The organism is Microbulbifer okhotskensis (assembly GCF_023895975.1).
Classification (GTDB): Bacteria; Pseudomonadota; Gammaproteobacteria; order Pseudomonadales; family Cellvibrionaceae; genus Microbulbifer; species Microbulbifer okhotskensis.
On record NZ_JALBWM010000011.1, the window covers coordinates 12,710 to 38,227 of the forward strand.

The 25,518-nt window shown below is 49.4% G+C and carries 23 protein-coding genes; 14 read left to right on the forward strand and 9 right to left on the reverse strand.

All coding sequences use genetic code 11. The features are described from left to right. Window positions 1–73: 73 nt before the first annotated feature. A complete protein-coding gene (locus tag MO867_RS04315) occupies window positions 74–1,087 on the reverse strand; it encodes an AraC family transcriptional regulator (protein ID WP_252464953.1) in 1,014 nt (337 codons plus the stop codon). A gap of 258 nt (window positions 1,088–1,345) precedes the next feature. On the opposite strand from MO867_RS04315, the gene MO867_RS04320 reads away from it, so the two are divergent. Then, window positions 1,346–1,588 carry a DUF6868 family protein gene (locus MO867_RS04320; RefSeq protein WP_252464955.1) on the forward strand — a complete coding sequence of 81 codons (243 nt, stop codon included), beginning with the start codon at window positions 1,346–1,348 and terminating at the stop codon, window positions 1,586–1,588. A gap of 166 nt (window positions 1,589–1,754) precedes the next feature. Here MO867_RS04320 and MO867_RS04325 read toward each other — a convergent pair whose 3' ends face one another. The 3 genes from MO867_RS04325 to MO867_RS04335 all read right to left on the reverse strand — a co-directional run bounded on the left by MO867_RS04325 (window position 1,755) and on the right by MO867_RS04335 (window position 3,633). Beyond that, window positions 1,755–2,330 (reverse strand): PhnA domain-containing protein, encoded by a 576-nt coding sequence (locus tag MO867_RS04325; protein WP_252464957.1) that lies wholly within the window; start codon window positions 2,328–2,330, stop codon window positions 1,755–1,757. A gap of 383 nt (window positions 2,331–2,713) precedes the next feature. After that, a complete protein-coding gene (locus MO867_RS04330; protein WP_252464959.1) occupies window positions 2,714–3,130 on the reverse strand; it encodes a CBS domain-containing protein in 417 nt (138 codons plus the stop codon). A 74-nt stretch (window positions 3,131–3,204) separates the two neighbouring features. Beyond that, entirely contained in the window at window positions 3,205–3,633 is a 429-nt protein-coding gene (locus tag MO867_RS04335; RefSeq protein WP_252464961.1) for an Hsp20/alpha crystallin family protein, read from the reverse strand. A 274-nt stretch (window positions 3,634–3,907) separates the two neighbouring features. Here MO867_RS04335 and MO867_RS04340 point away from each other — a divergent pair, with 274 nt between their 5' ends. Beyond that, window positions 3,908–4,345 carry a host attachment protein gene (locus tag MO867_RS04340; RefSeq protein ID WP_252464963.1) on the forward strand — a complete coding sequence of 146 codons (438 nt, stop codon included), beginning with the start codon at window positions 3,908–3,910 and terminating at the stop codon, window positions 4,343–4,345. 56 nt (window positions 4,346–4,401) lie between these two features. Here MO867_RS04340 and yihG read toward each other — a convergent pair whose 3' ends face one another. Continuing rightward, a complete protein-coding gene (yihG, locus tag MO867_RS04345) occupies window positions 4,402–5,304 on the reverse strand; it encodes a 1-acylglycerol-3-phosphate O-acyltransferase, YihG family (RefSeq protein WP_252464965.1) in 903 nt (300 codons plus the stop codon). Window positions 5,305–5,465: 161 nt separating this feature from the next. Beyond that, window positions 5,466–6,995 (reverse strand): dipeptidase, encoded by a 1,530-nt coding sequence (locus MO867_RS04350; RefSeq protein ID WP_252464967.1) that lies wholly within the window; start codon window positions 6,993–6,995, stop codon window positions 5,466–5,468. Window positions 6,996–7,140: 145 nt separating this feature from the next. On the opposite strand from MO867_RS04350, the gene MO867_RS04355 reads away from it, so the two are divergent. The 3 genes from MO867_RS04355 (at window position 7,141) to MO867_RS04365 (ending at window position 9,116) form a co-directional block, all read left to right on the forward strand. Beyond that, window positions 7,141–7,809: a hypothetical protein gene (locus tag MO867_RS04355; RefSeq protein ID WP_252464969.1), complete on the forward strand. Its 669-nt coding sequence runs from the start codon at window positions 7,141–7,143 to the stop codon at window positions 7,807–7,809. A gap of 124 nt (window positions 7,810–7,933) precedes the next feature. Next, window positions 7,934–8,539, forward strand: a complete 606-nt coding sequence (locus MO867_RS04360; protein ID WP_252464971.1) for a cytochrome b — start codon at window positions 7,934–7,936, stop codon at window positions 8,537–8,539. A gap of 13 nt (window positions 8,540–8,552) precedes the next feature. Then, window positions 8,553–9,116: a YceI family protein gene (locus MO867_RS04365; protein WP_252464973.1), complete on the forward strand. Its 564-nt coding sequence runs from the start codon at window positions 8,553–8,555 to the stop codon at window positions 9,114–9,116. A 74-nt stretch (window positions 9,117–9,190) separates the two neighbouring features. Here the strand turns inward: MO867_RS04365 and MO867_RS04370 are convergent, their stop codons facing one another. Beyond that, a complete protein-coding gene (locus MO867_RS04370; RefSeq protein ID WP_252464975.1) occupies window positions 9,191–9,409 on the reverse strand; it encodes a hypothetical protein in 219 nt (72 codons plus the stop codon). A gap of 727 nt (window positions 9,410–10,136) precedes the next feature. Between MO867_RS04370 and MO867_RS04375 the strand changes: the two genes are divergently transcribed. The 3 genes from MO867_RS04375 to MO867_RS04385 all read left to right on the forward strand — a co-directional run bounded on the left by MO867_RS04375 (window position 10,137) and on the right by MO867_RS04385 (window position 16,487). Further along, window positions 10,137–11,111, forward strand: coding sequence for an FHA domain-containing protein (locus MO867_RS04375; RefSeq protein WP_252464977.1), 975 nt, complete (start codon window positions 10,137–10,139; stop codon window positions 11,109–11,111). Between the two features lie 109 nt (window positions 11,112–11,220). Beyond that, on the forward strand, window positions 11,221–13,836 hold the full coding sequence (locus MO867_RS04380) for a serine/threonine-protein kinase (protein ID WP_252464979.1): 2,616 nt from the start codon (window positions 11,221–11,223) through the stop codon (window positions 13,834–13,836). Between the two features lie 92 nt (window positions 13,837–13,928). Continuing rightward, window positions 13,929–16,487: a serine/threonine-protein kinase gene (locus MO867_RS04385; RefSeq protein WP_256473771.1), complete on the forward strand. Its 2,559-nt coding sequence runs from the start codon at window positions 13,929–13,931 to the stop codon at window positions 16,485–16,487. Here the strand turns inward: MO867_RS04385 and MO867_RS04390 are convergent. Further along, window positions 16,471–16,953, reverse strand: a complete 483-nt coding sequence (locus tag MO867_RS04390; RefSeq protein WP_252464981.1) for a hypothetical protein — start codon at window positions 16,951–16,953, stop codon at window positions 16,471–16,473. The two genes, MO867_RS04385 and MO867_RS04390, sit on opposite strands and share 17 nt — an antisense overlap. 540 nt (window positions 16,954–17,493) lie before the next feature. Here MO867_RS04390 and MO867_RS04395 point away from each other — a divergent pair. The 6 genes from MO867_RS04395 to MO867_RS04420 all read left to right on the forward strand — a co-directional run bounded on the left by MO867_RS04395 (window position 17,494) and on the right by MO867_RS04420 (window position 24,810). Beyond that, entirely contained in the window at window positions 17,494–19,275 is a 1,782-nt protein-coding gene (locus MO867_RS04395) for a trans-sulfuration enzyme family protein (protein WP_252464983.1), read from the forward strand. Between the two features lie 109 nt (window positions 19,276–19,384). After that, a complete protein-coding gene (locus tag MO867_RS04400; protein WP_252464984.1) occupies window positions 19,385–20,683 on the forward strand; it encodes a S1C family serine protease in 1,299 nt (432 codons plus the stop codon). Beyond that, window positions 20,674–21,717, forward strand: a complete 1,044-nt coding sequence (locus tag MO867_RS04405; RefSeq protein ID WP_252464986.1) for an FHA domain-containing protein — start codon at window positions 20,674–20,676, stop codon at window positions 21,715–21,717. Before MO867_RS04400 ends, MO867_RS04405 begins: the two co-directional genes overlap by 10 nt. After that, complete coding sequence (gene hisC / locus MO867_RS04410; protein ID WP_252464988.1) at window positions 21,714–22,787, forward strand: histidinol-phosphate transaminase; 1,074 nt, start codon at window positions 21,714–21,716, stop codon at window positions 22,785–22,787. Before MO867_RS04405 ends, hisC begins: the two co-directional genes overlap by 4 nt. Window positions 22,788–22,862: 75 nt before the next feature. Next, window positions 22,863–23,804 carry a penicillin-insensitive murein endopeptidase gene (gene mepA, locus MO867_RS04415; protein WP_252464990.1) on the forward strand — a complete coding sequence of 314 codons (942 nt, stop codon included), beginning with the start codon at window positions 22,863–22,865 and terminating at the stop codon, window positions 23,802–23,804. Between the two features lie 4 nt (window positions 23,805–23,808). Further along, window positions 23,809–24,810, forward strand: coding sequence for a D-alanine--D-alanine ligase (locus tag MO867_RS04420; protein ID WP_252464992.1), 1,002 nt, complete (start codon window positions 23,809–23,811; stop codon window positions 24,808–24,810). Window positions 24,811–24,866: 56 nt separating this feature from the next. On the opposite strand, the gene MO867_RS04425 is transcribed toward MO867_RS04420, so the two are convergent. Beyond that, the gene (locus tag MO867_RS04425; RefSeq protein WP_252464994.1) at window positions 24,867–25,436 is read right to left on the reverse strand and encodes an HNH endonuclease; all 570 of its coding nucleotides are present in this window, start codon (window positions 25,434–25,436) and stop codon (window positions 24,867–24,869) included. Window positions 25,437–25,518 lie beyond the last annotated feature (82 nt).

Below are 25,518 nucleotides of genomic sequence, written 5' to 3' on the forward strand. Positions count from 1 at the left end.
AGATGCTAATGAAATTCGGTAAATGACGGCTGCCAGTAGCAGGAACACTCCCCCGATAAGCTATTTCCACACATCAATCTCTGGCCTCCTGACGCTTCCTCCACTGCAAAGGGGAACTCCCATGCATAACCCGAAATGCTTTTGAAAAGGCACTGATATCGGTATATCCGAGGCTTGCAGACAAGAGACCAATATCTATACTCGAGGCTCGAAGATGCCAGCATGCCGTCTCCATACGCGCATCCTGTAGCAGCTGTTTGAAGGAGGTACCTGCTTCACTTAGGCGACGCTGTAGTGTTCTGGCAGGCATTCCCAACAGTCGAGAAATCTGTACTAGGGAGTGCTGTTGCGCCCCCAAAGTTTGCAAAATTAATACTTGCACCTGCCTCCCAATATTCCCTCCATGCTCACCCAATAAACACCGGGTGAATTCATCAAAATATTTGATAAGACCCTGCCCTGGTTTAACCAGAGAGTGATCCATAAGGGTTCCTTCAAAAATCAGGCAGTCACGTCTCTGGTCAAACAAAGCCTCCACACCAAAAAAATCTCGGTAGGTCTTTTGCGATGATACCTGCTTATGTCGGAAGGATACTGAGCGGGGGACAATTTCTTCACCGACCATGTCTCGTAACAAACGGTAGGCGGCGCCCATGGCAAGTTCATTGTATTGCTCTGCAGCAACAGAGCAGGGAAAGTGATTCACTCTCTCCGCCAACCAAAAGCCGTCAGACCCTTGTATTTTCCAGTGATCGGCCTGATTATGTAATACCATATATCGGTGCGTCGCCATCAAGGCTATTTTTAGATTTTTACTTTCTAGTATCAGCTTACCCAATACACCCAGCATGCGCAGCCCTTGCTTGTCAGCCAAGCGTAGACCAAAATCATCACAGGCAAATTTCTGAGAACAAATATTCAAAAGGTCGGTCAGTGTTGCAATGGGAATTAATACATTCGGGCGTCGTGTACAATCGGCAGGCAAACCCATTTTCGCCAGAATCCCGGAAGGGCTTCCACCAAGTTGCGGCACCAAAATATTAAAGCCTGCTAGGGCACCACTACGAATCTCATAGATAGGTTTCATGATTCAGCTACCGCTAAAGTGTCGACGACCCTATTTAGTGATCGCGCAATGACTCAAGAAGTTTTATATGGATATACTATAGAGGGCACCTGACGATATCCATATCACACATTCACTCTGGGGCACTAAGGACTAGCTCTATCATTGACCCCTACTAACATGTTACTGATGTGGTGCCATACTATCTACCATTCCCAGACCTCAAATAACTTCACTAACATCCTCGCCATACCGAGAATGCCTCAAAAGGAAATATCTATGACCATTGAAAATCTAACCCAATTTTTAGGCTGGACCTCAATTATCAATGCAATAATTCTACTGCTATCCACTTTAGGGATAGTCACAAGGAAAGAGGTTATTACAAGAGTACATGCGAGAATATTCAGACTCAATGAACAAGATCTAGGCAGAGCCTATTTTCAGTATTTAGCTCAGTATAAAATATTCATTATCGGTTTTAATATCGTACCTTACATCGCCCTTAAAATTATCAGCTGATCCATAAAAGCATGGGTCAGCTGACATTACTAAGGTATGAATAATTTACTTCAGCACTTTAGGCAATCCAGTGTTCAGCAAGAAAAAATAGAAATAGGCAGGTGAGATATCTTGTACCTAACCAGCTACTTTATTGGATATTGAATGCCAGTCACGATGTCCTTGCTCAGCCACTCTTCTTGACAAATTTGGTCAAAATGACAATTCGCTGCCCCTCAACCCTTCCCTCTACTTGTTCCGGGTTATCCGTCAAGCTTATCCCTCGCACTGTGGTGCCTCGCTTGGCCACCAAACTGCTGCCTTTTACATCCAAATCCTTGATGATAACCACACTATCTCCCGATAGTAACTGCACACCATTACTATCCCGGTGAATCGGTAAGTCATCGGTTTGTGGAATTGACCCCGCTTCCGCCCAGGCTAGCAAATCGGCATCCAGATAGAGCATATCAAACAGGTCTTGGGCCCAGGTTTCACTGGACAAGCGCTTAAGTATCCGCCACGCCAATACCTGAACTGCCGGCTCTGGATTCCACATGCTGTCGGAAAGGCAATGCCAGTGCGCGCCATCAATTTGTGCAGGGTTTTCCAACTGATCCCGACAGGTCAAGCACAGTAGGACCTCAGCATTCGGATAGCCGTTGGATTGTGGGACGGGATAAGCTGCCAACTCATTGTTAGCTTTGCACAGTTCACACCGATGCTCGCTACGTTGTAATAATTGCGCCTGACTCACAGTCATAAGTAACCTCAGAAAAAATGGGGATTATACGACTGATTTCAGTGTTGCGCTCCCAACAAGCGACTAAAAAGTATTTTTTAAGCACCAGCCAATCCGAATAGAGATGTTTGAACGCAAGCCAGGTATGTCGAGGCTTGATCTAATATGCAGGGTTTGCGGTTATGCACCAACCCAAGCTGGCAGCGATTGTCCAAGGTCATTTTCAAATAGCTACAGGATCAAATTAAATTTTGCGGGGAAGGAGCGTCAGTCAGGGGCCTAGACACTTGAGCAAACCAGAGGCTGTAGAGCTTCATCACGGCTATTTGACAATGGCTTCACCCACAGCTGCTGCCTCTGGCTGGCAACTGTGAGGGACGCCATTACAGACTTAACTCTGTCACTTAATGGTGAGAAGATATGGCCGCGGCAAACTGACCACCTTGCTTACTGGCGATTGCGCTGGTGATATCGCCTAAACTGAGAATACCTACCATCCGCTTTTCACTATTTAGCACTGGCATCCGACGCAGTAACTGTTGCTCCATCTTGTGAACAGCCGAGAGTAAGTCGTCCTCCTCCCAGCACCACTCAATGCCTTCAGTCATAACATCACGGGCAGTCAGTGAGTTCAAATCACCGCCCTGCGCAACACCGCGGCACACTATATCCCGATCAGTCACTATACCCACCAGCCTGTCCTTTTCACCGATAGGGACTGCACCAATATCTTCGTCCCGCAGTATTTTTGCCAGCTCTTGTAATGGTGTATCCGGGGTGCACCAGGTAGCGCCCTCATGCATTGCATGTTTAACTTTCATACTCACCTCGAACAATGGAATCGCTCATAAGGAAGAGTGACAGGTGGCCACCCATCACTCACTTTATCCAGAGATCAATGCACTTCAATACGCTTTCTCTGAGGAGGGTGGCCCTCGTGCCTTGGCACAGTCAACGTCAGTATCCCATCCTTGAAGTTTGCGTCGATCTCGCTCTCACGCACATCCTCTCCAAGATTGAAGCTGCGTAGGAATTTACCGTACCGCCGCTCCTGACGAAGTACTCGACCATGTTTTTCTTCTTTGACTTCCCGGTGGACCTCCGCTTCAAGGGTTAAAACCCCATTTTCCAAGGTCACATTAATGTCATTCTTACCCACGCCAGGTAATTCAGCACTAATTACATACAAATTCTTTCTTTCACTAACATCAATACGCGGCGAAAAAAATCCCTCCCGCTCTGAGCCAATCGCACGCGATGGCGAGAGCATTTGCTCGAACATATTATCGAGATCCAGCAGGGATCCTCTGGGTATCAAACTCATAACTACAACCTCTTTCTTTCACTACATCGCACGATGCGCAAGAGAGACCCTAGAGTCTCAGCTTCGCCTATCACATCTTGTGTACAGTCTAGGAAATACTGCGACACCCTGAAGGAAGAACTGACTGTAAAATCCATCGTAAAAAGAATGAAAGAATATTTTTAATTTATTTTTATTCTAAAAAAATTGGAAAACCCTGACAAAGCCAGCTAAGTTCGTGGCCCACATTGTCAGTTACTAGGATTATAGGAGGCAGTTAAACGAGGATAGGTTCATGGCTCTAGCATGGGTCCTTGTGGCCAACCAGTCCCAAGCAAGAATCTTCGAAGCCAGCAAGCGTGCGGGAAATCTTAACGAAATCCGAGGGCTTATCCATCCGGAATCCCGTCTCTCCGGCAGGGATCAAGAGAGCGATGCTCCCGGGCGTAGCTTTGACAGTTACGGTCAGGGCCGACATGCAATGGGTAATTCTTCAGGATTACACCGTCGCAATGGAGAGAAATTTGCCAAAGAAATTGCACACACTCTGGAGCGAGGGCGACAGGAGGGACATTACGAAAAACTCTACATCGTTGCAGAGCCCTATATGGTCGGCAGCTTGCGGGATGTCCTGAAAACACCCACCCGCGCCACCATTGCTGGAGAAACGGGTAAGAATTTAGTCGGCTGTGAACCGGACGAGATTCGCGCCCAACTCCCTATATGGTTATAAAATTCTGATAAGAATTTTTACAAGGGGCTCTTGAGTGAGCCCCAACAGGAAGAAATTCAAGCTTGGTCTTTCTTCAACAGGTCTTCGATTAACATATCCTTATCAGTCCACAAATCATTCACCCAGCGATTAAACTCTATCCGAAATTCTTGATCCGTAGTGTAATCAGAAGTAAAGAATTCACTCGGCAATTGTATCTGCTCAACTCGAACAATTACCTGCTTTAGCTTGCCACCAAGAAAATCATTGAAAGTTGGAGTACCATCAGGGTAGACAATAGTGACATTTAAAAGCTGATTTAATTGTTCCCCCATACAGTGCATGGCGAAGGCAATACCGCCTGATTTAGGCTTTAATAAGTGCTTAAAGGGCGATTTTTGCCTCGCATGTTTTTCCTTGGTGAACCGTGTACCTTCCAGGAAATTCATAATACTGGTCGGCATGTCCTTGAAACGCTCGCACGACTTCTTAGTCGCCTCAAGATCCTGGCCCCGCCTCTCCGGATACTTTTTCAAATATTCTTTGTTATAGCGCTTCATAAAGGGGAAATCGAGTGCCCACCAACAAAGCCCTATCACCGGCACTCTTATCAGCTCTTGCTTAATAAAAAATTTCAGGAAAGGGATTTTTCGATTGAAAATCGATTGCATGATAAATATATCCACCCAGCTCTGATGGTTTGCAGTTATCAGATACCATCCATTTTTATCGAGCTGATCCACGCCCTCCACATCCCAATGAGTTCTTTGGGTCAACTTCATCCAGCCCTTATTTAAAGTGATCCACATTTCTGCGCATGCAATAAAAAAGGAGGCGAAAAGCTTACGCAAAGCGGCAAAAGGTAGTACCAACCTGACCACTGCAAATAAGAGTATTGGGATGGCGCACACAAGTGTACTCAAAATCAAAAGCAGCGAAGACATCACCAGAAGCAAAAAATAGGGAAGAAAATTAAACATCTAATAACTCTATTAAGATTTAGGGCTTGTCACCGAGAACTGCCGCGATGCTACTTGCTGATCCTCGAATCACCCTTGATATTGTTATTTTACGGAATCTATCTGCGACTATTCAGATAGATTCTCATCTCATCACAGCCTCTAGGTCTGCGCCTCTTCGCTCATAAATTTCCTATCTCGATCAACATCGCGGTGTACATTTTTAAGTTCATGCGGAACTGCTCTACAGTGATAAATTCATGCTCAGAGTGTCCGGTGTAGGGCCGTCCCGGCATAGAGGGGCCAAAACTCACAGCATTTGGCAACAATTTAGCATTTGTAGAGCCCCCGATTGAAACCGGCTGTGCATCTTTAATCCCACTGAAGTGGCGAAATACTTCTAGGAGAGGTTCAACATGGGCTGCTCCGTCAACCCGGTAAGGAGTCCCCAGAGTCACTACAATACCCGCCAAGCTAACCTTTCTTTTCGACTGCCAGCCGGCCAGGGCGGAGTGTATTTCTCCTTCCAGTTGAACTGCACTTTTACCCGTGGGGCGGCGAAGATTTAAAAAGCAAGTCAGACCTTCGTCATCTTGTTTAACCATCGTCACTGCCGCCGTCATCGGCCCCATAAAGCCATCGCTGTATGCTATGCCACCGAAGCTCTCAGCATAAACCCCGGTGCCAACCAAGTCGTTCAGATAGTGAACCAGGGTACCCGACGCATTCATCGGCCAATCGTGGACAGCGAGGATGTCAGCGAGGTAGGCGATGGCATTAATCCCGTGTTCTGGTTCGGAACTATGGATGGCGACGCCCTTCGCGGTTATTTGATGGCCGTTCTCAACAGCCAAAAATTCAAATTCTATATTTTTGTGCTCTGCCGCCCGGCTACGAATCGCACTTAAAAGCTTTGCGTTGGAATTAAAAAGTGTTACCTGGGCATGATCTGGCACCTGACTCCTGAAGTAACCGCCAGTGAAATTCTTTAAATGAGGACCAGATAAATCTTCAGAAACCTGCCCCTTCGCGGTCACCTGTACCTCACTCCACCCTTTTTCTGCAGTAACTACCGGATAGCTGGCATCAATAGTGATGTTGTAATCAGGAATCGAGTAGGTCTTAAGGAAAGTTTTGAAAGGCGCCCAGTCCGACTCCTCAGCCAGGTATACCAATAACTCCACACGGCGCTTCATCGGCACAGCCTGATCTTTGATCGCTTTCATCGCATAGAGCGCTGTCGCTATAGGCCCCTTGTCATCCTCACTGCCGCGTGCGACCAATTTGCCTGGCTCACTTTCCCTATCCAAAACAAAGGGGCTGTTTTGCCATTTTTTGGGATTAGCTGGCTGGACATCACCGTGGGTCACAATACCAAGCTTCTCATCCCCTTCACCCAAAGCAACGACGAGGACGTGACCGTGATCCTGATACTCAAGCCCCAGCGACAGAGCTTTGCGCTTGAGTGACTGCTTGAAGCCTGAAAAGGCTTGATTGTCCTCCAGCGGCACATTCGCACGCGCGACAGTTTCAAACTGCACCAGCTCAGCCAGGGTATCGGTCATTGCAGCTTCGTACTTTTTGACTGCGTAGTCGGCAGTTTCCTGCGCGACGAATGACACGCCAGCGTAAGCCTGAACAGTAAAAGCCAGCGACAACAGTCCGGTTATTAGCCTCATAATCAGCAGCCTTGGGTGTGAAAAAAACGCCATTGTACCTCCCTTGACTGTGTAAATTGCCAACTTTTCTATTCTGGCGTTTTAGCGCCGGCATAGCCCCCGGCCTTCCCATACCGGCTGCTAAACTTGGGGCTCCAGGTCGTAAAAATTGCCGGTGCCGTAGCGCCGGGAGAACCCCATGGGGAATACCACCAACAAACGATTTTTCCATCGCAAACAGTGGCTCAGTGTGAAGCAGGCTGTCGACCACTTGAGCGCCTTGTCTGAAGAACCTTTGACCAGTACACACCTGGCCGACCTTGCCGACGAGCAACTGCTGGATCTCTATTGGTATCGGCCCGGACAAAAATTGAGCCTGGAGAACCACGAGGGTATTCAGGAATTGATTGAGCCGGTCAAACTTTGCTTTGAAAATGTCAGTGATTGGCGTGCAATCGTAGATATCCTGCGACACAATCCCGCACTGCCCGCGTACGAGCATGACACCCCTCTCCTCGAGGATGCCGATGGCAACCACCTGCGCATCACCTTCGACTATCACCAGCGTCCGGAGCCGTTTAGCAGTCTCTGGTACCCCACCTTTACCGAATTAGTGCTAAAGCGCGATGATCTTGAGCTGCTGGAGCCACAGCTGTTCCCAAGCCAGGTCGCAGAGATAGGACTGGAGCGTCAACTGTTGCTGAATGTTATCTGGCAGCTGGAACAACTGGCCTTTGAGAACGAGGAACACACCACCAGCTGGCTGGCTGAACAGCTGGCACAACGCTCCACCTCCCTGGACATCATCGTTTGTGAGCGCATACTTCAGGCCGCAGAGCGCGAAGGCGCCACCGGCAGAACGGTCTAGCCCACCTCAGTTAAAATTCTGAACCCCCTTCCCATACCCATCGACTGACCATTGGTAGCGGACCACAAAGGCTGTAATCTAGCACCCCTTTCTGAGTACGATGCATTAACCATAGGAGAGACACTTGCAAGCCAGGAACAGCGCCACCGGCTACGGTTGGGTAGCCATTGCCCTCCACTGGCTCATGGCCCCGGCGGTCATAGGTACTTTTATATTGGGCTGGTGGATGCGCCAGCTATCCTACTATGATCCCTGGTATCGCCAAGCTCCGGAGATCCACAAAGGCGTCGGCATCATATTGCTGGCTTTATTATTATTCAGGCTGCTATGGCGTCTATTTAATTCTACTCCAGTAAGCAGTACTGGCACCCCGCCCTGGCAGAGACGTATAGCTGGAGCCACCCACGGTATATTCTATACGCTGCTCTTCGCTATTATGATTTCTGGATATCTGATATCCACGGCTGACGGTCGGCCAATAGATGTTTTTGGCCTGTTCAGCATCCCGGCGTCCCTTCAAGACCTCCCAGATCAAGAAGATTTTGCCGGCTCTATTCATGAAATCCTTGCCTGGAGTCTGATCGGGCTCCTGGTCCTGCATATATTGGCTTCACTGAAACATCACTTTATCGACCGCGATGCCACTTTGCGCAGGATGCTTGGCATTCGCGCAAAGAACTCAGAAAAAGATCACTCACATGTGGAAACTACACTCTCAACCCCCCAATAAGGAAAAAAACGATATGAAGAAGCTCTCTGTATTGCTGATTGCCGCCCTGATGGGCTCTGTCGCCCAAGCAGCGGAATACAAAATCGACACCAAAGGGGCCCACGCCTTTGTTCAATTCCGTATTAAGCATCTGGGTTACAGCTGGCTCTATGGCCGCTTTGACGATTTCAGTGGCTCCTTTTTCTATGATGAAAAGCAGCCTGAGAAGTCCACTATCAATGTTGATATCGATGTAAATAGTCTTAACAGTAACCACGCCGAGCGGGACAAGCACCTGCGCAGCGACGATTTTCTCGATACCGCCAAATACCCCACCGCCTCTTTCAAGAGCACCAGCTTCGAACCGCTCGAAAACGGCGAAGCACGCCTGAACGGCGAACTCACCCTGCACGGTATCACCAAGCCAATCTCGATTGATGTCACCAATATCGGTGGCGGTAAAGACCCGTGGGGCGGTTACCGCCAGGGCTTCAGTGGAACCACTGTGTTTGAATTGAAAGACTTCGGTATCAAGACCTTGGGACCCGCATCTCAGAAAGTTGAGATGATTCTGGATATTGAAGGCATCAAAATCTAATCCAGATACAGTGTCCCGAGCCCGGCAACCCTGTCCGGGCTCCCCCTTACTTGTGCCGACCAACCACGTGACAGTCACCGGCTAGTTACACTTCGCACCCAATAGGCCGCACCAACAACCGCGGCTCCCAGCAGCCAATCCAGGCCCGCCATCAGCCCCTTGGGTCGTAGTAACGCCAGCACACCTGGCTTGCCCCGCAAACCAGGTGTGCGCTCCATACTAAAAGACTGCAACAGTTCCTCAACGCCTACCCCCCGGTATACGACTACCAAGTTAGCATTATCCAGCTGCAAGCAACTACCTGAGTGCCTTGAGGGATTCAATACAAATTATCTACCTCAGTTTAACTGTAACAACAATGACAAATAAGTTGGCATAAAGCGCCAAACCTATTCGCAAATGACAGGGATTCCTTTTTACAATTGAGACTTATTTCCAATAAGCAGAAAATAATGCCCAATGGATAAAATAGTAAAAATGAAGCTGGTACAGGCGCACAACAATGAAATATATTGTGCCGACACCGATCACCTAAAGCGCTATAGGCAGACCAGCTTGTGAGTATTGATCAGACAAGCGTGTAATTATAAAAGCCCAAACCTTAACTGGATCACACCCCTGACTAAGAAAAAGGCGGCGAGACTTTTGACGGCAACACAACTTATCAGCGAAAATGGCAGTAATTACGAACAATTATTGCATTCCCCCCCTGGATCGGTATAAAGGGGGCGCATCAATACAACAACTTTCAAGAATACTTAGTGACTTAATTACTCAAGGCAAGGTGAATCAGCTCCAACGCCACCATTGGAGTAGTGCCGCTATTCGGTGACTCCTCTATATCTGTAGCCAGCTGAACCTCAATCTGCGAGAAGCAAGTGCCACGAACAGCTGTGAACCTTTGCTGTATTCAGCTGGAGCAATTGTAGAACTGGCACCCTCAGCCTCACCCTCCTTGAATGAAATTCAGTCACAACAGAAAGCCACAATAGATTGTTGGCAGGGCAAAAGGGTAGGAATATGGCTTGCTTACAGCATCCAGATAAGGATCAGCCAGTTTATTTAATGGCGCACCACACCGTAGGGCGTCGCCAGGGCGCAGTGGATACTCGTATCACCAGTGCTGAAATTTCTGGAATACATGCGGCTCTTCAGTGGACAGGCACTCACTGGAATATTCGCGACCTGAGCCGCAATGGAACCTGGTTGAATGGCCAGCAGTTGGTTCCCGCCAAAAGTTATCCACTACAGACCGGTGATAAGATCTGCTTCGGGCGTGTGAACAACCCAGCCTGGATCGTTGAGAACCTCGACGCACCCGAAAATTTATTGATCGATATTCACTCAGGCGAGGCGCAACCGCTCGAGCAATATCACCTGCTCCCCGATGAAAATGAGCCCCTAGCCAGCTTACAGTACAGCCCGCTTACCGGGCAGTGGCTCTATGAGTTTACCGGGGATTCCGCAGAAGACGGCAACAAGACCCTAGTCAACCACGGAGATCGAATCGACTGCGGCTTAAACAGTTGGCAACTGTTCCTGGCTGACAACCAGGGAGCAACCAAGGAGCTGTCCTTACAACAACTGTCAATCGTTGATTTTGAACTGCGTTTCTCCGTCAGCTCTCATGAGGAGCATGTGCAATTACAGCTCCAACGCGAAGGCATGAAGCAATCGCTACCGGCCAGAATTCACAACTACTTGCTGCTGTACCTGGCCCGCGCGCGCTTCAGTGATATGCAAAACGGTATGGATACGGACTCTCAAGGCTGGGTTTCCATCCAGGTAGCCACTCACGAGCTGGGCATCACGGTCAATCACCTGAATACCCAGATATTCCGCGCGCGCAAGCAAATTTCAGAATCTCTGCCAGATGCTGTTGACACTTCAGATCTGGTGGAACGTCGTTCCTGGGAGATCCGTATCGGCTGCCGCCAATTCGAGATTTATAAAGGCACGCAACTGGAGGCGAAAACAGAGCCTCAGGAAGCGTAAACGGATAGGTTGCAAGGACGCTCAGGACTAGCCCCCCCCTTTTATTTATTCAGTCACTATTTGCCAGGGATGGCGAACTGAATCACTGAGCCCCTTGGCAATATCTACAATGTCAGTGCAACCACCTTCTTATATCGGCCATTACAAGATTTTAGGGCAGCTCGGTGCCGGAGGCATGGGTGTTGTCTACCTGGCCAAAGACGAGCGACTCAACCGACAGGTTGCCATAAAACGGCTACTCAAAGGTCCGGCCGATGAATCTGCCTCCCGGCGGATTCATCAGGAAGCCCTGCTTCTCGCACAGCTCAACCATAATAATATTGTGCAAATCTACGATGTTGTAGAAGAGCAAAGCGATGTCGCCCTGGTGATGGAGTATGTCGATGGCCGCCCACTCACCTACTGGGCACGGGAGTTTAATCCCAACCTTCGCCAGAAAGTACAATTGCTCAAGCAAATCGCTACCGGACTGGCACGGGCACATGCCGCCGGCATTATTCACCGCGACCTTAAAGCCGATAATATCCTTATTGATAGCAATAACATTGCGAAGATCGCTGATTTTGGTATTGCCCGAAGCTGGCAGGATACGAAAGACTTAACCCGAGAGCATCATGTCGCCGGAAGCTGGTACGCCATGTCCCCCGAGCAGGCCCTCGGAGAAAAACTGGATAGCCGCTGCGACTTATTTGCCTTGGGGATGCTCGCTTACCACCTGCTCTGTGGCCAGTCTCCGTTTGGCAAGCATGGAAGTCCATACGTTATTATCGACCGGATCATCAACAGCCCGCACCCCCCAGTTGGAGTCGTTAATCCCGGGCTTCCTGCGGCACTGTGTAAACTGCTGGATAAGTTGCTGGCCAAAACCCCCGATAAGCGCCCCGTCAGCGCAGCCTCTGTAGCAGCCGATTTCGAAGTGATTCTGAGTCAATTGACATCAGATCAGGAAAGCGCCGAAGAGTACGAAACAACGATCACCACTGAAGATTTTCACGTACAACAACGACGCAAAAACAAAGGTCGCAAGCTCGTAGCCGGGATACTCCTGGCATCCTGTGCAGTATTGCTCGGCTTAACCGCTGCGGTTTTCCCGCAACTTTCGCTACCGGGAAATAAAAAGCCCTCTGGAAAATATATTGCAATTATTGAGCCAAACCTATCTAACCTGCACAGCCGCGAGGAAAGACTGTTAGCCAATAATCTTCTCAGCTCTATCAAGCAGGGATTATCCGACCAAAAAGCGCTGCTACTGGTTCCTTATTCAGAGTCACAGCAACTTAAGGGCAGACCCTTGCGCGAGCAGGCGCAAGCGCTCAACGCACAGCTTCTACTACAATTTGCCCTGAACTGTGAAGCGGCTCTCTGCGAAGCCTCGTTCGACCTGATAGAAACTGAAGACTTTGTCGAGACCGCCAGCCGCAGCACTATGTTGAATCTCGATGCCCCCCTGGAAAGCCGCGCGCGTGTCCTACAACAGCTGCACTATCTGCTACCCAGCTATCCAGCAGAAAACCAAGGTACCCTGTTCAGCTTGAGTCCAGAGGATTATCAGCGCTACCTCGAGGTATTCGAGCAGCGTAATAATGAAGCGGATGTCGCTGAAGCAATTGCGGAAATGGAGGCACTATTAAAAAAGAACGCCTACTTCCCCCCTTACTATGAGTTGCTAGCAGACCTGTTAGTCACTCACTTTTATCATTCGCGGGATTCCAAAATACGGGGCAGACTCGAAGAGCTTCTCGACAATATACCTGCAAAAATTGCCAACCATCCAACGATACTAGTCACCAAAGTAAGGATTGCCATCTATCTGGCAGATACCGAGCGTACAGAAGCCTTACTTGCAAAATTAAAGCTGCTGTTGCCGGATCAAGCTCTCTACTATTTCCTGCGCGCGGGAGCCTACCAACGAGGAGGAGCTTACAGTCGCGCGTTGGAAGTCATTAATCAGGCGCTCAATATTCGCACCAGCCCTATTTATCTTCGGCAAAAAGCAATGACTCTGACCCTGATGGGGCAAATGGAGAAAGCCAAACCCCATCTTTTACAGGCTATCCATCTCAACAATCACTATATTGACGCCATCTCCCTGCTCGCAGCCAATGAACTGGATTCAGGCCGCCCCGGGGAGTCGATTCGTCTACTCAGCCAGCTGGGCTTACAGCAATTGGGTGACCGGGATACTTTCAACCTCTGCCTGTCTTATTACATCGAAAAGCGGTTGCAAGACACTAAAAACTGCCTTGCCCATATTATTAAGCGAGTGCCTAAAGACCCCCATGTGTATCTGCTGTTGGCAGAAATTGCACGCTTGGAAAATAGGCCGGTCAAATCACAAGAGTTTGCCCAGCGCGCCCTCACCTTGGCACAGGAACAACAGGACTGGCTTGGGCTATTACTGCGGGCAAGGGCCTACTCAGAGCTAGGCCAGGGCGAGCAAGCCATTGAAGCCCTATTAAAGATTGACAATACCGCGCCTGATGGGCTGTTTATAAATTACAGCCGCGCCCAGGTTTATATGGCCAGTGGCGACATGCTTTCCGCCAAAGCGTATATACGAAAGACACTGGAGCTTGGCATGGCCCCAGTGTGGTTCACGACGATTGGCTTTCAATCCATCTGTACCCTGGCGAATTTTGATGATTTGCGCGTCAACTACCCAACATTATGCTCTGAAAGGACTGACGTCCCAACCATCGAAAATAATTCAAACAGAATGGAATAACGTGAACCATTTCTCTTTAGGAGGGGACAGATGCCTTCACGAAATTGTACTATCGGGTAGAATCCCCCATCCATCCAAGAAGATTACATTACATGGACGTAGTAGCGCTGGAGAAGACTGAGGAATATCAAGGCCGTTACAGGGTTGAAAGCACCCTGGGCGCTGGCGGTATGGGGGTGGTATTTCTCGCTGAAGATATCAAGCTCGGGCGCAAAGTCGCCATCAAACAGCTCCGCTCAGATATGACCGGCAACTCTGCCGAGGCGCGTTTTCGCAGTGAAGCCAAGCTACTAGCACGGCTAAACCATCCCAATATCGTACGCTTGTACGATGTTATCGAAAAAGATCACAGTATCGCTCTGGTGATGGAGCTGGTTGAGGGGGTCACTCTCAAAGAGTGGATGCGGGAGAACTCCCCGACCCTGGCAGAAAAACTCGATTTACTGATGCAAATCTGCCAGGGATTAAGTAAGGCCCACTGCCTAGGGATTATCCACCGTGACTTAAAGCCTGAAAATATCCTCGTTACCACCGACGGTGTAGCAAAGATTACCGATTTTGGTATTGCAAAAACCTTGGATTGTGATCAGGATTTAACCAGAGAGGATCATATTGCCGGCAGTGTACAAGCTATGTCGCCAGAGCAGTTACAGGGAGCAAAACTGGATGCCCGCAGCGATTTATTTAGCCTAGGAGCCATTGCCTACGAGCTTCTGTGCGATTCGAAACCTTTTAAACGGGGAGATAAGAGTGCTCTGGCCTTCGCCCAGCAAATTACTCAAAGTCCTCATATACCCCCGCAGCAAACCTGGGCAGATATTCCCAAGCCGCTAGCAGCACTTTTGGACCGACTGCTTGGAAAGCGCCCTGAACTGCGTCCAGAATCTGCCCAGCAAGTTTTTGAAGCCTTAGAACTCGTTTGCAAGCATGGAATAGATATAAAAACACAGCAATATTCAGAAACAGTTACCCAGTTATTAATTAAGCCTAGAAAAAAACGGGCACCTATAGGTATAGCACTGACCGTCTTTGCAGCCACCTGTGCAGTAGCCCTCTGGGGGTGGAAAATTTATATGCAGCTGCCACCACAATATATAGCTTTACTACCCGTTGAGATAAATGGGGCTGGATATGGGCAAAACGAGAAAATGCTGATCAAGGCAATGATAAGGCAAGCGCTACTAAGCGCGCCTACCCAACTCCAATCCAGTGCATTAGTAAGCTACAACCCATTAAAAGGGGCCAACTACGAGGGGCAATTACAAAATCTGCACAACAAAGGAGTCACTGATGCCTTACTGGCGCATGTAGACTGTATACAAGTACGTTGTAATATCGAGATTCAACGTATTAGCCCTGCCGACAGCCAAATTCGCGAACAGGCAAGTTTTGTTTTCCTCAGTGACAAGCGTCAGGAAGCCCAATATACGATCAGCAACAGTGCCGTGGAACTATTCCCCAAAAGCTATCATAAGAACCCCTATAAAGAAGCTCAAATGGAAACCGATGATTACAACCAGTTCTTAGAGGTTCTTTCCAAAATTGGTGGCAATACTGTTGTTAGCAAAAGTGATCTGGAAATATTAAAAGAGCTAATAGGCAAATACCCTGTAAATACGAATTTATATCTGGCATATGCAAAAGCCGCCGCAGCTTTATTTACCAGTACAGACGATTCTAGACTACTGTCAAGCGCACTTGGAATACTCACCAGCGCCGAGGGATTAGGTGCCAATGAAGCAGCAATACTAGAAACCAAACTTTTTATTAAGTCCCTCAGTACAGACAGGGAAGGGTTTGAATCGATACTAAAAAAATTACAAACTCAAGGACATCCGTCTGCTCACCACCTAACTCAGTTCGCCAGATTCCTCTATATCCAAGGAAACTATAAAGAAAGCCTACGCTATGCCAGCGAAGCCGCAGGGCTGAACCCATCGTTCAATAATTACTACTATAAAGCAATTAACCTAGTTGGACTGGGAGACTATGATTCAGCCAGAAGTGTTTTGGAAAAAATGGTTACGGCTTATCCGAATAGGTGGAAAGTTCACAACATCCTCGGAGTAGTTGAACTGGAGACTGGCAATTTTGAAAGAGCGAAAAATATCATCCTGTCTGTTCCTGAACATCATAGAGACTGGCAAACTAATTCCAATCTGGGAACCATCTTTTTCTTGCAAGGGAAATATACGGAAGCATTACAAGAATATAAAGAAGTACTAAATTCTTCTCCTGAACATCTACAAATGTACGTATATGTTGCAGAAACATATCTGATGCTTTCCAACCAAGAGCAAATGGAAAAATATTTTTCAAAAGTACTGGAACTTACAGATAATGCCCTTAACCCCCAACAAAAGCGCTACAAGGCTCAGGCCCTAGCCTATCTCGGAGAAACAGCACGCTCTATATCCCTAATAAAGGATTTGTTACATGAGGTCCCCGAAAGCACTTATATCAAGCACACTGCAGCCCAAGTATACGCCCTTGCTAAGGAGTGGCAGTCTGCGAACTACCACACAGAGCAACTAATTAGCCAGGGAATGAGCGCAGAATGGTTTGCCTTACCCGCATTCCAGAATCTCTGTACGCACCCCCAGGCCTCACGGGTTGTCAAGGAAGCGATATGCACTACGGAAGAGGGTTAATTACAGCCTCGGGGTCGCCAGAAACAAAGTGCATACCTGTCTCGACATCGACACACATCCATAAGAAGGAAAAATTATCAGGAATGCTCTCTTTATCCTTGATTTTGATTACCAACTTGGTGTAATCCCCATCTACCTCCTTCGCACGAGCACGAAACTGGTGACGAAAATCTGGGCTCAGAGCAATAATGCCATCTAATTTGTGATTCTGATGGTAGCGCACAAACTCAAGCTCTCTACCGGGCACTTCAGACAAGTCCAGAGTGATCTTCAAAGTCAAAACTCCACCCTGCGCAATACTGAAGTGCATATTACCGAAACGCTCTTCTGGATTGTCAGCATTAAATAACGGCCAGTACTGGGACTCTCCGCCCACTTGCTCTTTGGGTTGCAACACCAAATCAAGTGTCAACCCTTCTTTGGGCACTTCACACTCAAGTTTTGGTAAGTCAGCGCAATTGACCATTCTTTCATCCCTCTCTAAAAATTTGTTATATGGTGTCACCGCAGGACGTTTTATCTCATGTAAACTACGTCCGTGACTGCGTCATCATAACCGGTTCAGTTCCTAAAAAAAGCCGGCAGTACTGAAACTGCCGGCCCGAAATGATGGTCCCAACCATCGACGGTTACAACAACACTATCAAGAGCAAAATTTGGCATCCATGCCCGGACAAGCTCATCCCGTAGAATCGACTAAAGCTCTGCACCTGCCGGTTCCAGCTTGTCTGTTCAGCTTGCGCTGAATCCCTTTTTCTCCTGCCAGTCTAAAAATCGGCAAAAGAAACAAATCTATTCAAAGTTTCATTGTGGGGGCTGCCCATCCTTGGCGAGGTAACTGCCTGCACAATTACCTGCACCCCCTCAACTGGAATCCACTGTACGGATTTGAGAATTACAGATCTATCACACCCAATTACAAGAAATTACGCGCCAAATGTTTTATATGCCGCTTTGGGCTGTTAGAGTTCTGATATAACAAAAAACATCACCAAGTGAGGATACGATGGAAGCGAATCTCGAAGATGTGAAAATTCTCTCTCCCCGCCGCAACAGCACCGAGGCCACAACTATTGAGGAACTTGCACAAGAACAGTTGCAGCATTTTTGTATTGATAGAGAATCTGAGCACGGCAAGCTGTTGGAGCATACAGCCACTCTGTTGTATCAAGCGCAAGGCAACCTGAACCAGCTATGGAGCCAGGTCACCGATACCCTTCAGCGCTTAGATAAATCTGACAAAATTGCCTATTTCAATGCTAAGCGTTTTATGAGCTTTCAACTGGCAAAGTTGTTGGACACTCTACAAAACCCGTTGCGAGCCAGTTTTCAGGGCCTGCAAGGGGATGACTTTAATATCACCACCCGCGGCGGTTATCCGCTGTTCGATAATATTCCGGCTATTTTTTCTGCAACACCGGTAATCGCACGAACGGCAACTTATATTTATGCCTGTACCGAGTGGGTCGACGATGCCTTCCGTGGCCGTGAACCGAGCCACGATATTTACTCACGCCTGCTTAATCCAACCTCGATTTCACTGGCCAATGCCATCGTCGATCTGGAATGCGGCCCCGAGGCCAGCGAGTATATGGCCTGGAACTTTAACTCCGGAATGGCGGCTATCGACGCGCTCTTGTCAAACCAATTGCGCCGTGAAGATATTCTGATCGTGTCGAGGAATATCTACGGCGGTACTCACCAGTTATTTCAGGATTTCTACGCGCGCAAGGATAAGCTCGCCATCAAACTGGCCTGGTTTGATGGCACTACGGGTGCGGATTTCGAAAAGATGCTGGCTGATACTCAACAAAACCATGCGGACGCTATAAATGCAGGCGCGAAGATTCATGTGTATATTGAATCCCCCTGCAACCCCCATGGCATCATGTTGGATGTGCCGTCCATCTGCAAAACGGCACACCGGGAAAATATTCTGGTCAGCCTCGACGCAACATTGGCGACCCCCTTCCTTTATCAGCCACTGCGCCGTACAGATCGAGAGGAGCGCCCGGACTTCGTTGTCCACTCCTATACCAAAGATATCGGCGGTACCGGCGCAGCTACAGCAGGGGTGGTTATTGGGGAAAACTACCGCATGTTTATTCCCAAGGGCGACAGCGCAAAAGGCCTGAACTGGGACCAGTGCATGTTCTGGGATGTCTACTACATCAAAGGTGCTTTCCTGGATGCTGACAAGGCCTGGGAAGTTCACTGTGGCATGCGCACACTGGAAATGCGGATGCTCACCAAGTGTATTAACACTTTGAAACTCAGCCATTTTTTCGCCAGCCACAGCAAAATCCGCGTTAACAGTCACGCGGTGCAAAGGCACCCCAATTCGGCTTTGCGTGAATCATTGATGCGCTACCAGTTCCCCACGCCTCTGTTCAGTATTGATATGGAGGCGGCACAAATTCCCACCGAAGCGTTTAAGAGCTTTTTCGATGCCCTTGAGCCCGCTTTTGGTCAAATGGTGAGCCTGGGACAAACAAATACCATGGTACTCTGCCCCGCGCTCACCTCTCACTCTGAACTATCACCAGAGGCGATGGAGGCAGCGGGTATTTTTCCAACGACTATCCGTATTTCAATCGGAGACGAAAACATGGCGCAAATGGCCGCCCATGTAATCAGCTGCGCTCGCCTGCACTTGGACCCGATAAGCCCAGGGTTTAGTACAAGCTTTATGGCGCCAGAGGAAACTGATGAACTCTTCACCCGTTTCTACCTGGAATCACACCAGAAAGTCATTGAGGCCCAACCCAAAATTGTGGATTACCTCTAACCTGTGAGAGATGCGCACCACCGTAACCCCAGAGCGGTGAAGTGCGCTTGTTGCACTACCTTATATCCCGTAGTATCACCGTTTCTGTCCACAATTTAATCAACCCAAAATGCCGAACCTTTCCACATGGCTTCTGGCCTGGATTCTGTGCTGCTTATCCACCGTTACATTGGCGCAGGGCTATGAACAGCTCTACAGCGATTACCGCGGTAGCCTCTATCAAATTCGCCTGATTGAGAAATCATCCAATTCAAAAGCCGGCCTGGGCTCCGGATTCCAAATTTCCCCGGATGGGTTGATCGCTACCAACTACCATGTGGTCGCTCAAGCCGTCAGCGACCCGAAAAAATATTCCCTGGAGTACTTCTCTGTCGATGGTGGCAGGGGAAAATTAACTTTACTGGATATCGATGTCGTTAATGACCTGGCACTGCTACGCCAGGAAACCCCCGGAAATGAATACCTGCAGCTAGCTACTGACACCCCCAAGAAAGGAGAGACCATCGTCTCTCTCGGCAATCCACTCGACTTGGGTATGACCCTGATCCCCGGTACCTATAACGGCATCGCCGGCGGTAGCTTATATGACCGGATTCACTTTTCCGGCTCTATTAATCCGGGAATGAGCGGCGGCCCGGCAATCAATATCCGCGGTCAAGTCGTGGGTATCAATGTCGCCACGGCGGGCAATCAAGTGAGCTTCCTAATACCCGTGGATAAACTCTCAGCTTTGTTAAAACACTACCGCCAGAAGGGTGGCTCCCTCAACTTAAAACAAGTGACTTATCAACAGCTACTGAACAACCAGCAGCGAATTATCGACTCAATTTTACAGGTCGATTGGAAACGCCGCTCTCTCGGTGATGCCAGGGTCGTCGGTGACATAATCCCAGCCATTAAATGCTGGGGTAACACCGAAGAAAGCGAAGATAACCCGATTAAAAGGATCGACAAAGGCTGCGCCGGGCAGGACGTGATTTTTCTGTCCGATGAGTTCGATACCGGCAAAGTTGAGTACGAGTTCTTTTGGCTTGAGGCTGAGGACCTTCTAACTGCACGCTTTTATGCCGAGTACGAAGGTCAGATGGACGCTTTCTTCCCGGGCAATAGTGCCGGAGAAAAAGATGTCACCAATTTCCGCTGTCAGCAGGGGTTTACCGCACAGCCCCGTGGTGAAGAGCCCTCCGCTTCCAAGCCAGAACGCAAGCAGGAGCCTCTTATCGCTCGAACCAGCTACTGTGTCAGACGCTACAAAAACTTTCCTGATCTTTACGATATTTTCTTCCTGAGCCTCAGTGTGGATCAAAAAAATCGCGCGCTGGTCAGCCATTTCACCCTGTCCGGTTTTACCCAGGAATCCGCCGACGCCTTTTCCCAGAAGTTCACAAGCGAGATCCAATGGCCCTGATTATCGAAGAACTCAACCGCGCCCAACGGGTGCAGGTGCGTTACCGTATGGACGGGGATAAATTTACCCTCGGCCGTGCCTATGACAACGATGCTGTCCTGGAAGATATCCATTCAGATGCCCACCATGCCGAAATCCGGCGCGATGAAGACGGCCACTACTACCTCCGTGATCTAGACTCAGTGAATGGCTGCCAGCTGCTGGGCAACCTGAAAGACAAGTCAGTGAAGCCCGATAATATCGAAGTTCACAAGGTCTCCTCTGGAGATTTACTGCAATGCGGAAAATCCCGTTTCAGAATCTTCAATAGTAGTGAGGCCATGCCTGGGGCCGTCCCTCTACATTCGCTGGAGAACCTGTTTTCCAGCTTGTCCCATCCGGTAGGTGCGATTCTCCTACTGCTGTGTTTTGGTTGCGCCAGCGTACTGTTGAGTTATCTCGGGTATGCCCGCACCTATCAATGGACCGTTGCTGTCAATATTCTCGCCACCGCGATGATCGCTATGGTGATCTACGCCGGGATCTGGGCGTTTATTGGTAGGGTGGTCAAGCATGAAACCCACTTCTTCACTCACTTATCCATCGCCGCCCTGGGTGCGCTTTGTTATACCGCGTGGGAGTGGCTGAGGGGGGTTATTAACTATAACTTTGCCGTCGGCACCACACTTCAGATCATGGATTTCCTGGTGCTCGTTATCATACTGCCCGCGATGTTGTGGTCCGCTTGCTACCTGGCCACCAACCTCACCCGGGGCTGGCGCTGGGGGGTAGCCCTAGCCTTGCCCCTCACCTTCCTGGGCTTCGGACTGAGTGAGAGTATCAGTGACATAAACGACTTCAGCGAGCTTCCAGAAATCTCCACAGAGCTGAAATACGATAATATGCTATTTCGTACGCCTGTTCCTATGCAGGATTTTATTGGAAATTCAGCAAAGATCTTTGATATCCCGATAAAGAAAAAAGAAACTACTGAAGAGAACACCGAGAGTTCTTCCAGCGAGGAGCAGAGTAGTGCCCCAGAGGTAGAGTCATGAGCAAAATATTTTGGAGCCCCGGGCTTGAACAGTTGGAGCCCTACACCCCTGGTGAGCAGCCAGAGAGCAAAACCCTAATTAAGCTCAATACCAACGAAAACCCTTATCCAGCGTCTCCCCAGGCTCTGGGGCTATTGAAGCAGTACGATTTTTCCGACGCCCTGCGCCGCTACCCAGATCCAGAGTCCCGGGAATTGCGCCGGGCTATTGCCGACAAGCACAAGCTTACCCCCGAACAAGTATTTGTCGGTAACGGCTCCGATGAAGTGCTCGCTCTCAGTTTTTACAGTTTTTTTCGCCGTCGCGAACCTCTACTGTTTCCTGATATTACCTACAGTTTCTACCCAGTCTATTGCCAGCTCTTCGATATTGAGAGCCGCAAAATTCCCCTCGCCCGTGATTTCTCTGTGCAGTTACAGGATTACAGCGCGCCGGCTGCGGGTGTCATAATTCCAAACCCCAACGCACCCACAGGGCGCTATTTACCTTTGGACGAAATTGAAGCTCTGTTAGAGTGCCAGCCCCAGCGGGTAGTGATTGTTGATGAGGCGTATATCGATTTTGGCGGCGATAGCGCCATCACACTAATCAACCGTTACCCCAACCTGCTGGTTATTCACACCCTCTCTAAATCCTATGCGCTGGCGGGGCTGCGCCTCGGCTTTGCCATGGGGCAGAAACACTTGATCCAAGGGCTTTTAAGAGCCAAGAATTCGTTCAATTCCTATCCCATTGACGCTGTCGCACAACGAGTCGCCACAGCGGCAATCCGCGATACCGCCTGGCACGCCGACAATTGCGGCAAAGTTATTGCCACCCGCAAGCGCTGTGAACAGACACTGGCCGAGATTGGCTTCGAAGTGGTTCCCTCACAGGCCAACTTCCTCTTGGTCAAACCTCCACAACCAGGAGCTGAAGCCTTTAACCAGGCACTGCGCAAAAGAGATATTCTTGTGCGCTATTTCAACCAGCCTCGCATCAGTGAATATCTGCGTATCTCCATCGGCACCGATGCCGAGATGGATCAGCTGATACGGAACTGCAAAGAGATACTTGCGTCACAGAGCTAGAGCTTTAGCTGTCTATACTCGTCGGGCCCACGTTCAGTGGCTCTACAACTGTGACTTATTGGTATCCAGGTACCCATGCACCCCAAAACTAAAAACCTTGCGCCCTTGGGCACGCCCCTTGCCTCTCTCAAACGGGGCGCTTGCCAGCTCCTGTCTAAATCACTGATTTTTACTGCAATAGCCCTAAGTACAGCGGCCAGCGCCAATCCCTGGGAGGAGGCACAGGCCCCCAGTGACCAGGCCCCCGCCAGCATTGGCACCTATACCAATGGCTGTCTGGGCGGTGGGGAAACCCTACCTCTGCGGGGCGAAGGCTTTCAGCTGGTGCGCACAGGCCGCGAGCGACATTTTGCACACCCCCAAACCATCAACTTCCTTAAAGATTTCTCGCAAAACATTGCTCAAAAGGATCTGGGGAGAATCCAGATAGGTGATATGTCGATGGCCCGCGGCGGCCCCTTCGGCAGTGGCGGACATAGCAGCCACCAAACCGGACTAGATGTGGATATTTGGTATTCCCAAGATCGTAGAGCCGCCGAACGCGCCCTCACCCAATGGGAGCGTGATAATATCTCCGCCATCGCCCTGGCAGATGAGCGCAAGCACCGTTTGATACCGGAAAACTGGGACGACCGCGTACCCAAGATTCTGCGTCTGGCTGCGGAGGACCAGCGGGTCGAACGAATTTTCGTACACCCGACAATCAAGCGTCACCTGTGCAAAATATCCGGCACTGATAACGAATGGTTGCGCAAGGTGCGTCCCTGGTGGGGACACAATTACCACTTCCATGTGCGCCTCGCCTGTCCGAAGGGCAGCAGCAACTGCAAGCCGCAGGCACCGGTCAGTACTACCCCCTGCGGCAACGATCTGGACTGGTGGTTTAGCGATGATTTCTACGCAATACTCAATGGCACTGCACCCAAGCCAGAAAAGAAGAAGCCGAAACCAAAGACTTTACCTCAGCAGTGCGAACAGGTCTTGAGCGCACCTTCGGCAAGTACCACGACGGAATGAAACTATGATTAATACCCTGCTTATCTGCGGCGGCGGCGGTAGCGAGCACGACGTATCCCTGAGAACGGCCGACTTTATCGAGGAAAAACTCGCCGCGGCGAAAGACATTGCCCTGTTGCGTGTGGAAATGGACAACAGCGGCTGCCTGACCGATAGCCAGGGGCGGGTTTACCATATCTTTTACGATCGCAAAATTCGCGATGAGAAAGGCAACTCCTGGGATGTAGATTACGTAATTCCGGCCATCCACGGCTATCCCGGCGAGACCGGTGACTTGCAATCGCAGCTGGATATGTTCGGCATCCCCTATTTCGGCTCCGCCCCCGAGCCGAGCAAAATCTGTTTTAACAAAATTAAAACCAAGATGTGGCTCAGTGCGCTCGGCATTGACAACACTCCTTATGAATTCCTACACAGTCTTGAAATTGAGGAGTTGGAGAAAGCACACTCAGCGCTGGAAGCCTGGGGCGAGGTTTTCGTAAAAGCCTCCAATCAGGGCTCATCAGTAGGCTGCTTCAAAGTCAGTGATACAAGCGAACTGGAAGCAGCTATTGAGGACGCATTTAAGCTTTCTCCCTACGTGCTTATTGAAAAAGCCTTAAAGGCACGGGAACTCGAAGTTGCAGTTTATGCCTACAACAATGAAATTATCGCTACCCGCCCTGGAGAGATACGCGCCCCGTCCGATACTTTTTATACTTATAAGGAGAAGTATGCCGAGGGCAGTCGAGCTGTCACTTTTATCGAAGCCGCTGAGTTGGACGAAGAGCAATTACAGTGGATTGCGAAAGTTTCGCTGCGCACCTTTAAGGCCCTGAAGTTGAAGGACTTATCCCGTATCGACTTCTTTCTCACTGAGACTGGAGAACTCTATCTCAATGAAGTAAATACCTTCCCCGGGATGACACCAAATTCAATGTTCCCCAAAATGATGGAAAACCACGGCCATAACTTCAGCGAATATCTCACTGGCCTGATCCGTTCTGCGGTCTCCTCTTCAGAGTAGATTGCACAATTAATACGGAGCTTTCTGGCTCCGTTTTCTCTGTATCAAATATTAGATTAATGCAGTAGCCAGCCTTGTTGGCGTCGGCGCGAAAACTGGCTGCGCAGAAACTCCATTTGGTCTCCTCGAATCCGTTCACTGTTGATCAAAGCAAGGTATTCAGCGGCATTGGGGCAAAACGGTAGCGCTAACAGCTCCATATCAATATCTTCCAGTAACCGGTTGCCCTTATGCTGATTACATCGCCTGCAGGCCGCCACCACATTCTCCCAGGAGTCTACGCCGCCTTTGGAAACGGGTATAACATGGTCCCTGGTCAGATCCAGGCCCTTAAAGAAATTACCGCAATAAAGGCAGGTATGGGAGTCTCGAAAGAAAAGTGCACGGTTAGTTAGCGGGGGGCGTCTGCGCGGGCGCGCCATACGTGCGCCGCCACAGGCAATGATCGCCGAAAGATCTAAACTGGAACGCTCGCCACTGCGATTAAAACCGCCATGCACACGCTGAACTACGCCACCCAGAGACCAGGTAACCAGTTCCCGTACATACAGGCAAGATGCTTCCTGCCAACTGAGCCATTCCAACGGTTGTCCCGCCAGATTCAGACGTAAAATTCTCGCTTGCATGACCTCGCCTCCCCACTATCGAATAGAACAAGGCAGCCCCGGAACTGTTTCCGTACAATCAAAGTGGTTTTTTTTAAATATA

What these genes read in the sequence shown, in the direction of transcription:
- MO867_RS04315 (WP_252464953.1), bottom strand. Translation starts at nt 1,087, where the DNA reads ATGAAACCTATCTATGAGATTCGTAGTGGTGCCCTAGCAGGCTTTAAT.
- MO867_RS04320 (WP_252464955.1), top strand. Translation starts at nt 1,346, where the DNA reads ATGACCATTGAAAATCTAACCCAATTTTTAGGCTGGACCTCAATTATC.
- MO867_RS04325 (WP_252464957.1), bottom strand. Translation starts at nt 2,330, where the DNA reads ATGACTGTGAGTCAGGCGCAATTATTACAACGTAGCGAGCATCGGTGT.
- MO867_RS04330 (WP_252464959.1), bottom strand. Translation starts at nt 3,130, where the DNA reads ATGAAAGTTAAACATGCAATGCATGAGGGCGCTACCTGGTGCACCCCG.
- MO867_RS04335 (WP_252464961.1), bottom strand. Translation starts at nt 3,633, where the DNA reads ATGAGTTTGATACCCAGAGGATCCCTGCTGGATCTCGATAATATGTTC.
- MO867_RS04340 (WP_252464963.1), top strand. Translation starts at nt 3,908, where the DNA reads ATGGCTCTAGCATGGGTCCTTGTGGCCAACCAGTCCCAAGCAAGAATC.
- yihG (WP_252464965.1), bottom strand. Translation starts at nt 5,304, where the DNA reads ATGTTTAATTTTCTTCCCTATTTTTTGCTTCTGGTGATGTCTTCGCTG.
- MO867_RS04350 (WP_252464967.1), bottom strand. Translation starts at nt 6,995, where the DNA reads ATGGCGTTTTTTTCACACCCAAGGCTGCTGATTATGAGGCTAATAACC.
- MO867_RS04355 (WP_252464969.1), top strand. Translation starts at nt 7,141, where the DNA reads ATGGGGAATACCACCAACAAACGATTTTTCCATCGCAAACAGTGGCTC.
- MO867_RS04365 (WP_252464973.1), top strand. Translation starts at nt 8,553, where the DNA reads ATGAAGAAGCTCTCTGTATTGCTGATTGCCGCCCTGATGGGCTCTGTC.
- MO867_RS04375 (WP_252464977.1), top strand. Translation starts at nt 10,137, where the DNA reads ATGGCTTGCTTACAGCATCCAGATAAGGATCAGCCAGTTTATTTAATG.
- MO867_RS04380 (WP_252464979.1), top strand. Translation starts at nt 11,221, where the DNA reads ATGTCAGTGCAACCACCTTCTTATATCGGCCATTACAAGATTTTAGGG.
- MO867_RS04385 (WP_256473771.1), top strand. Translation starts at nt 13,929, where the DNA reads ATGGACGTAGTAGCGCTGGAGAAGACTGAGGAATATCAAGGCCGTTAC.
- MO867_RS04390 (WP_252464981.1), bottom strand. Translation starts at nt 16,953, where the DNA reads ATGGTCAATTGCGCTGACTTACCAAAACTTGAGTGTGAAGTGCCCAAA.
- MO867_RS04395 (WP_252464983.1), top strand. Translation starts at nt 17,494, where the DNA reads ATGGAAGCGAATCTCGAAGATGTGAAAATTCTCTCTCCCCGCCGCAAC.
- MO867_RS04400 (WP_252464984.1), top strand. Translation starts at nt 19,385, where the DNA reads ATGCCGAACCTTTCCACATGGCTTCTGGCCTGGATTCTGTGCTGCTTA.
- MO867_RS04405 (WP_252464986.1), top strand. Translation starts at nt 20,674, where the DNA reads ATGGCCCTGATTATCGAAGAACTCAACCGCGCCCAACGGGTGCAGGTG.
- hisC (WP_252464988.1), top strand. Translation starts at nt 21,714, where the DNA reads ATGAGCAAAATATTTTGGAGCCCCGGGCTTGAACAGTTGGAGCCCTAC.
- mepA (WP_252464990.1), top strand. Translation starts at nt 22,863, where the DNA reads ATGCACCCCAAAACTAAAAACCTTGCGCCCTTGGGCACGCCCCTTGCC.
- MO867_RS04420 (WP_252464992.1), top strand. Translation starts at nt 23,809, where the DNA reads ATGATTAATACCCTGCTTATCTGCGGCGGCGGCGGTAGCGAGCACGAC.
- MO867_RS04425 (WP_252464994.1), bottom strand. Translation starts at nt 25,436, where the DNA reads ATGCAAGCGAGAATTTTACGTCTGAATCTGGCGGGACAACCGTTGGAA.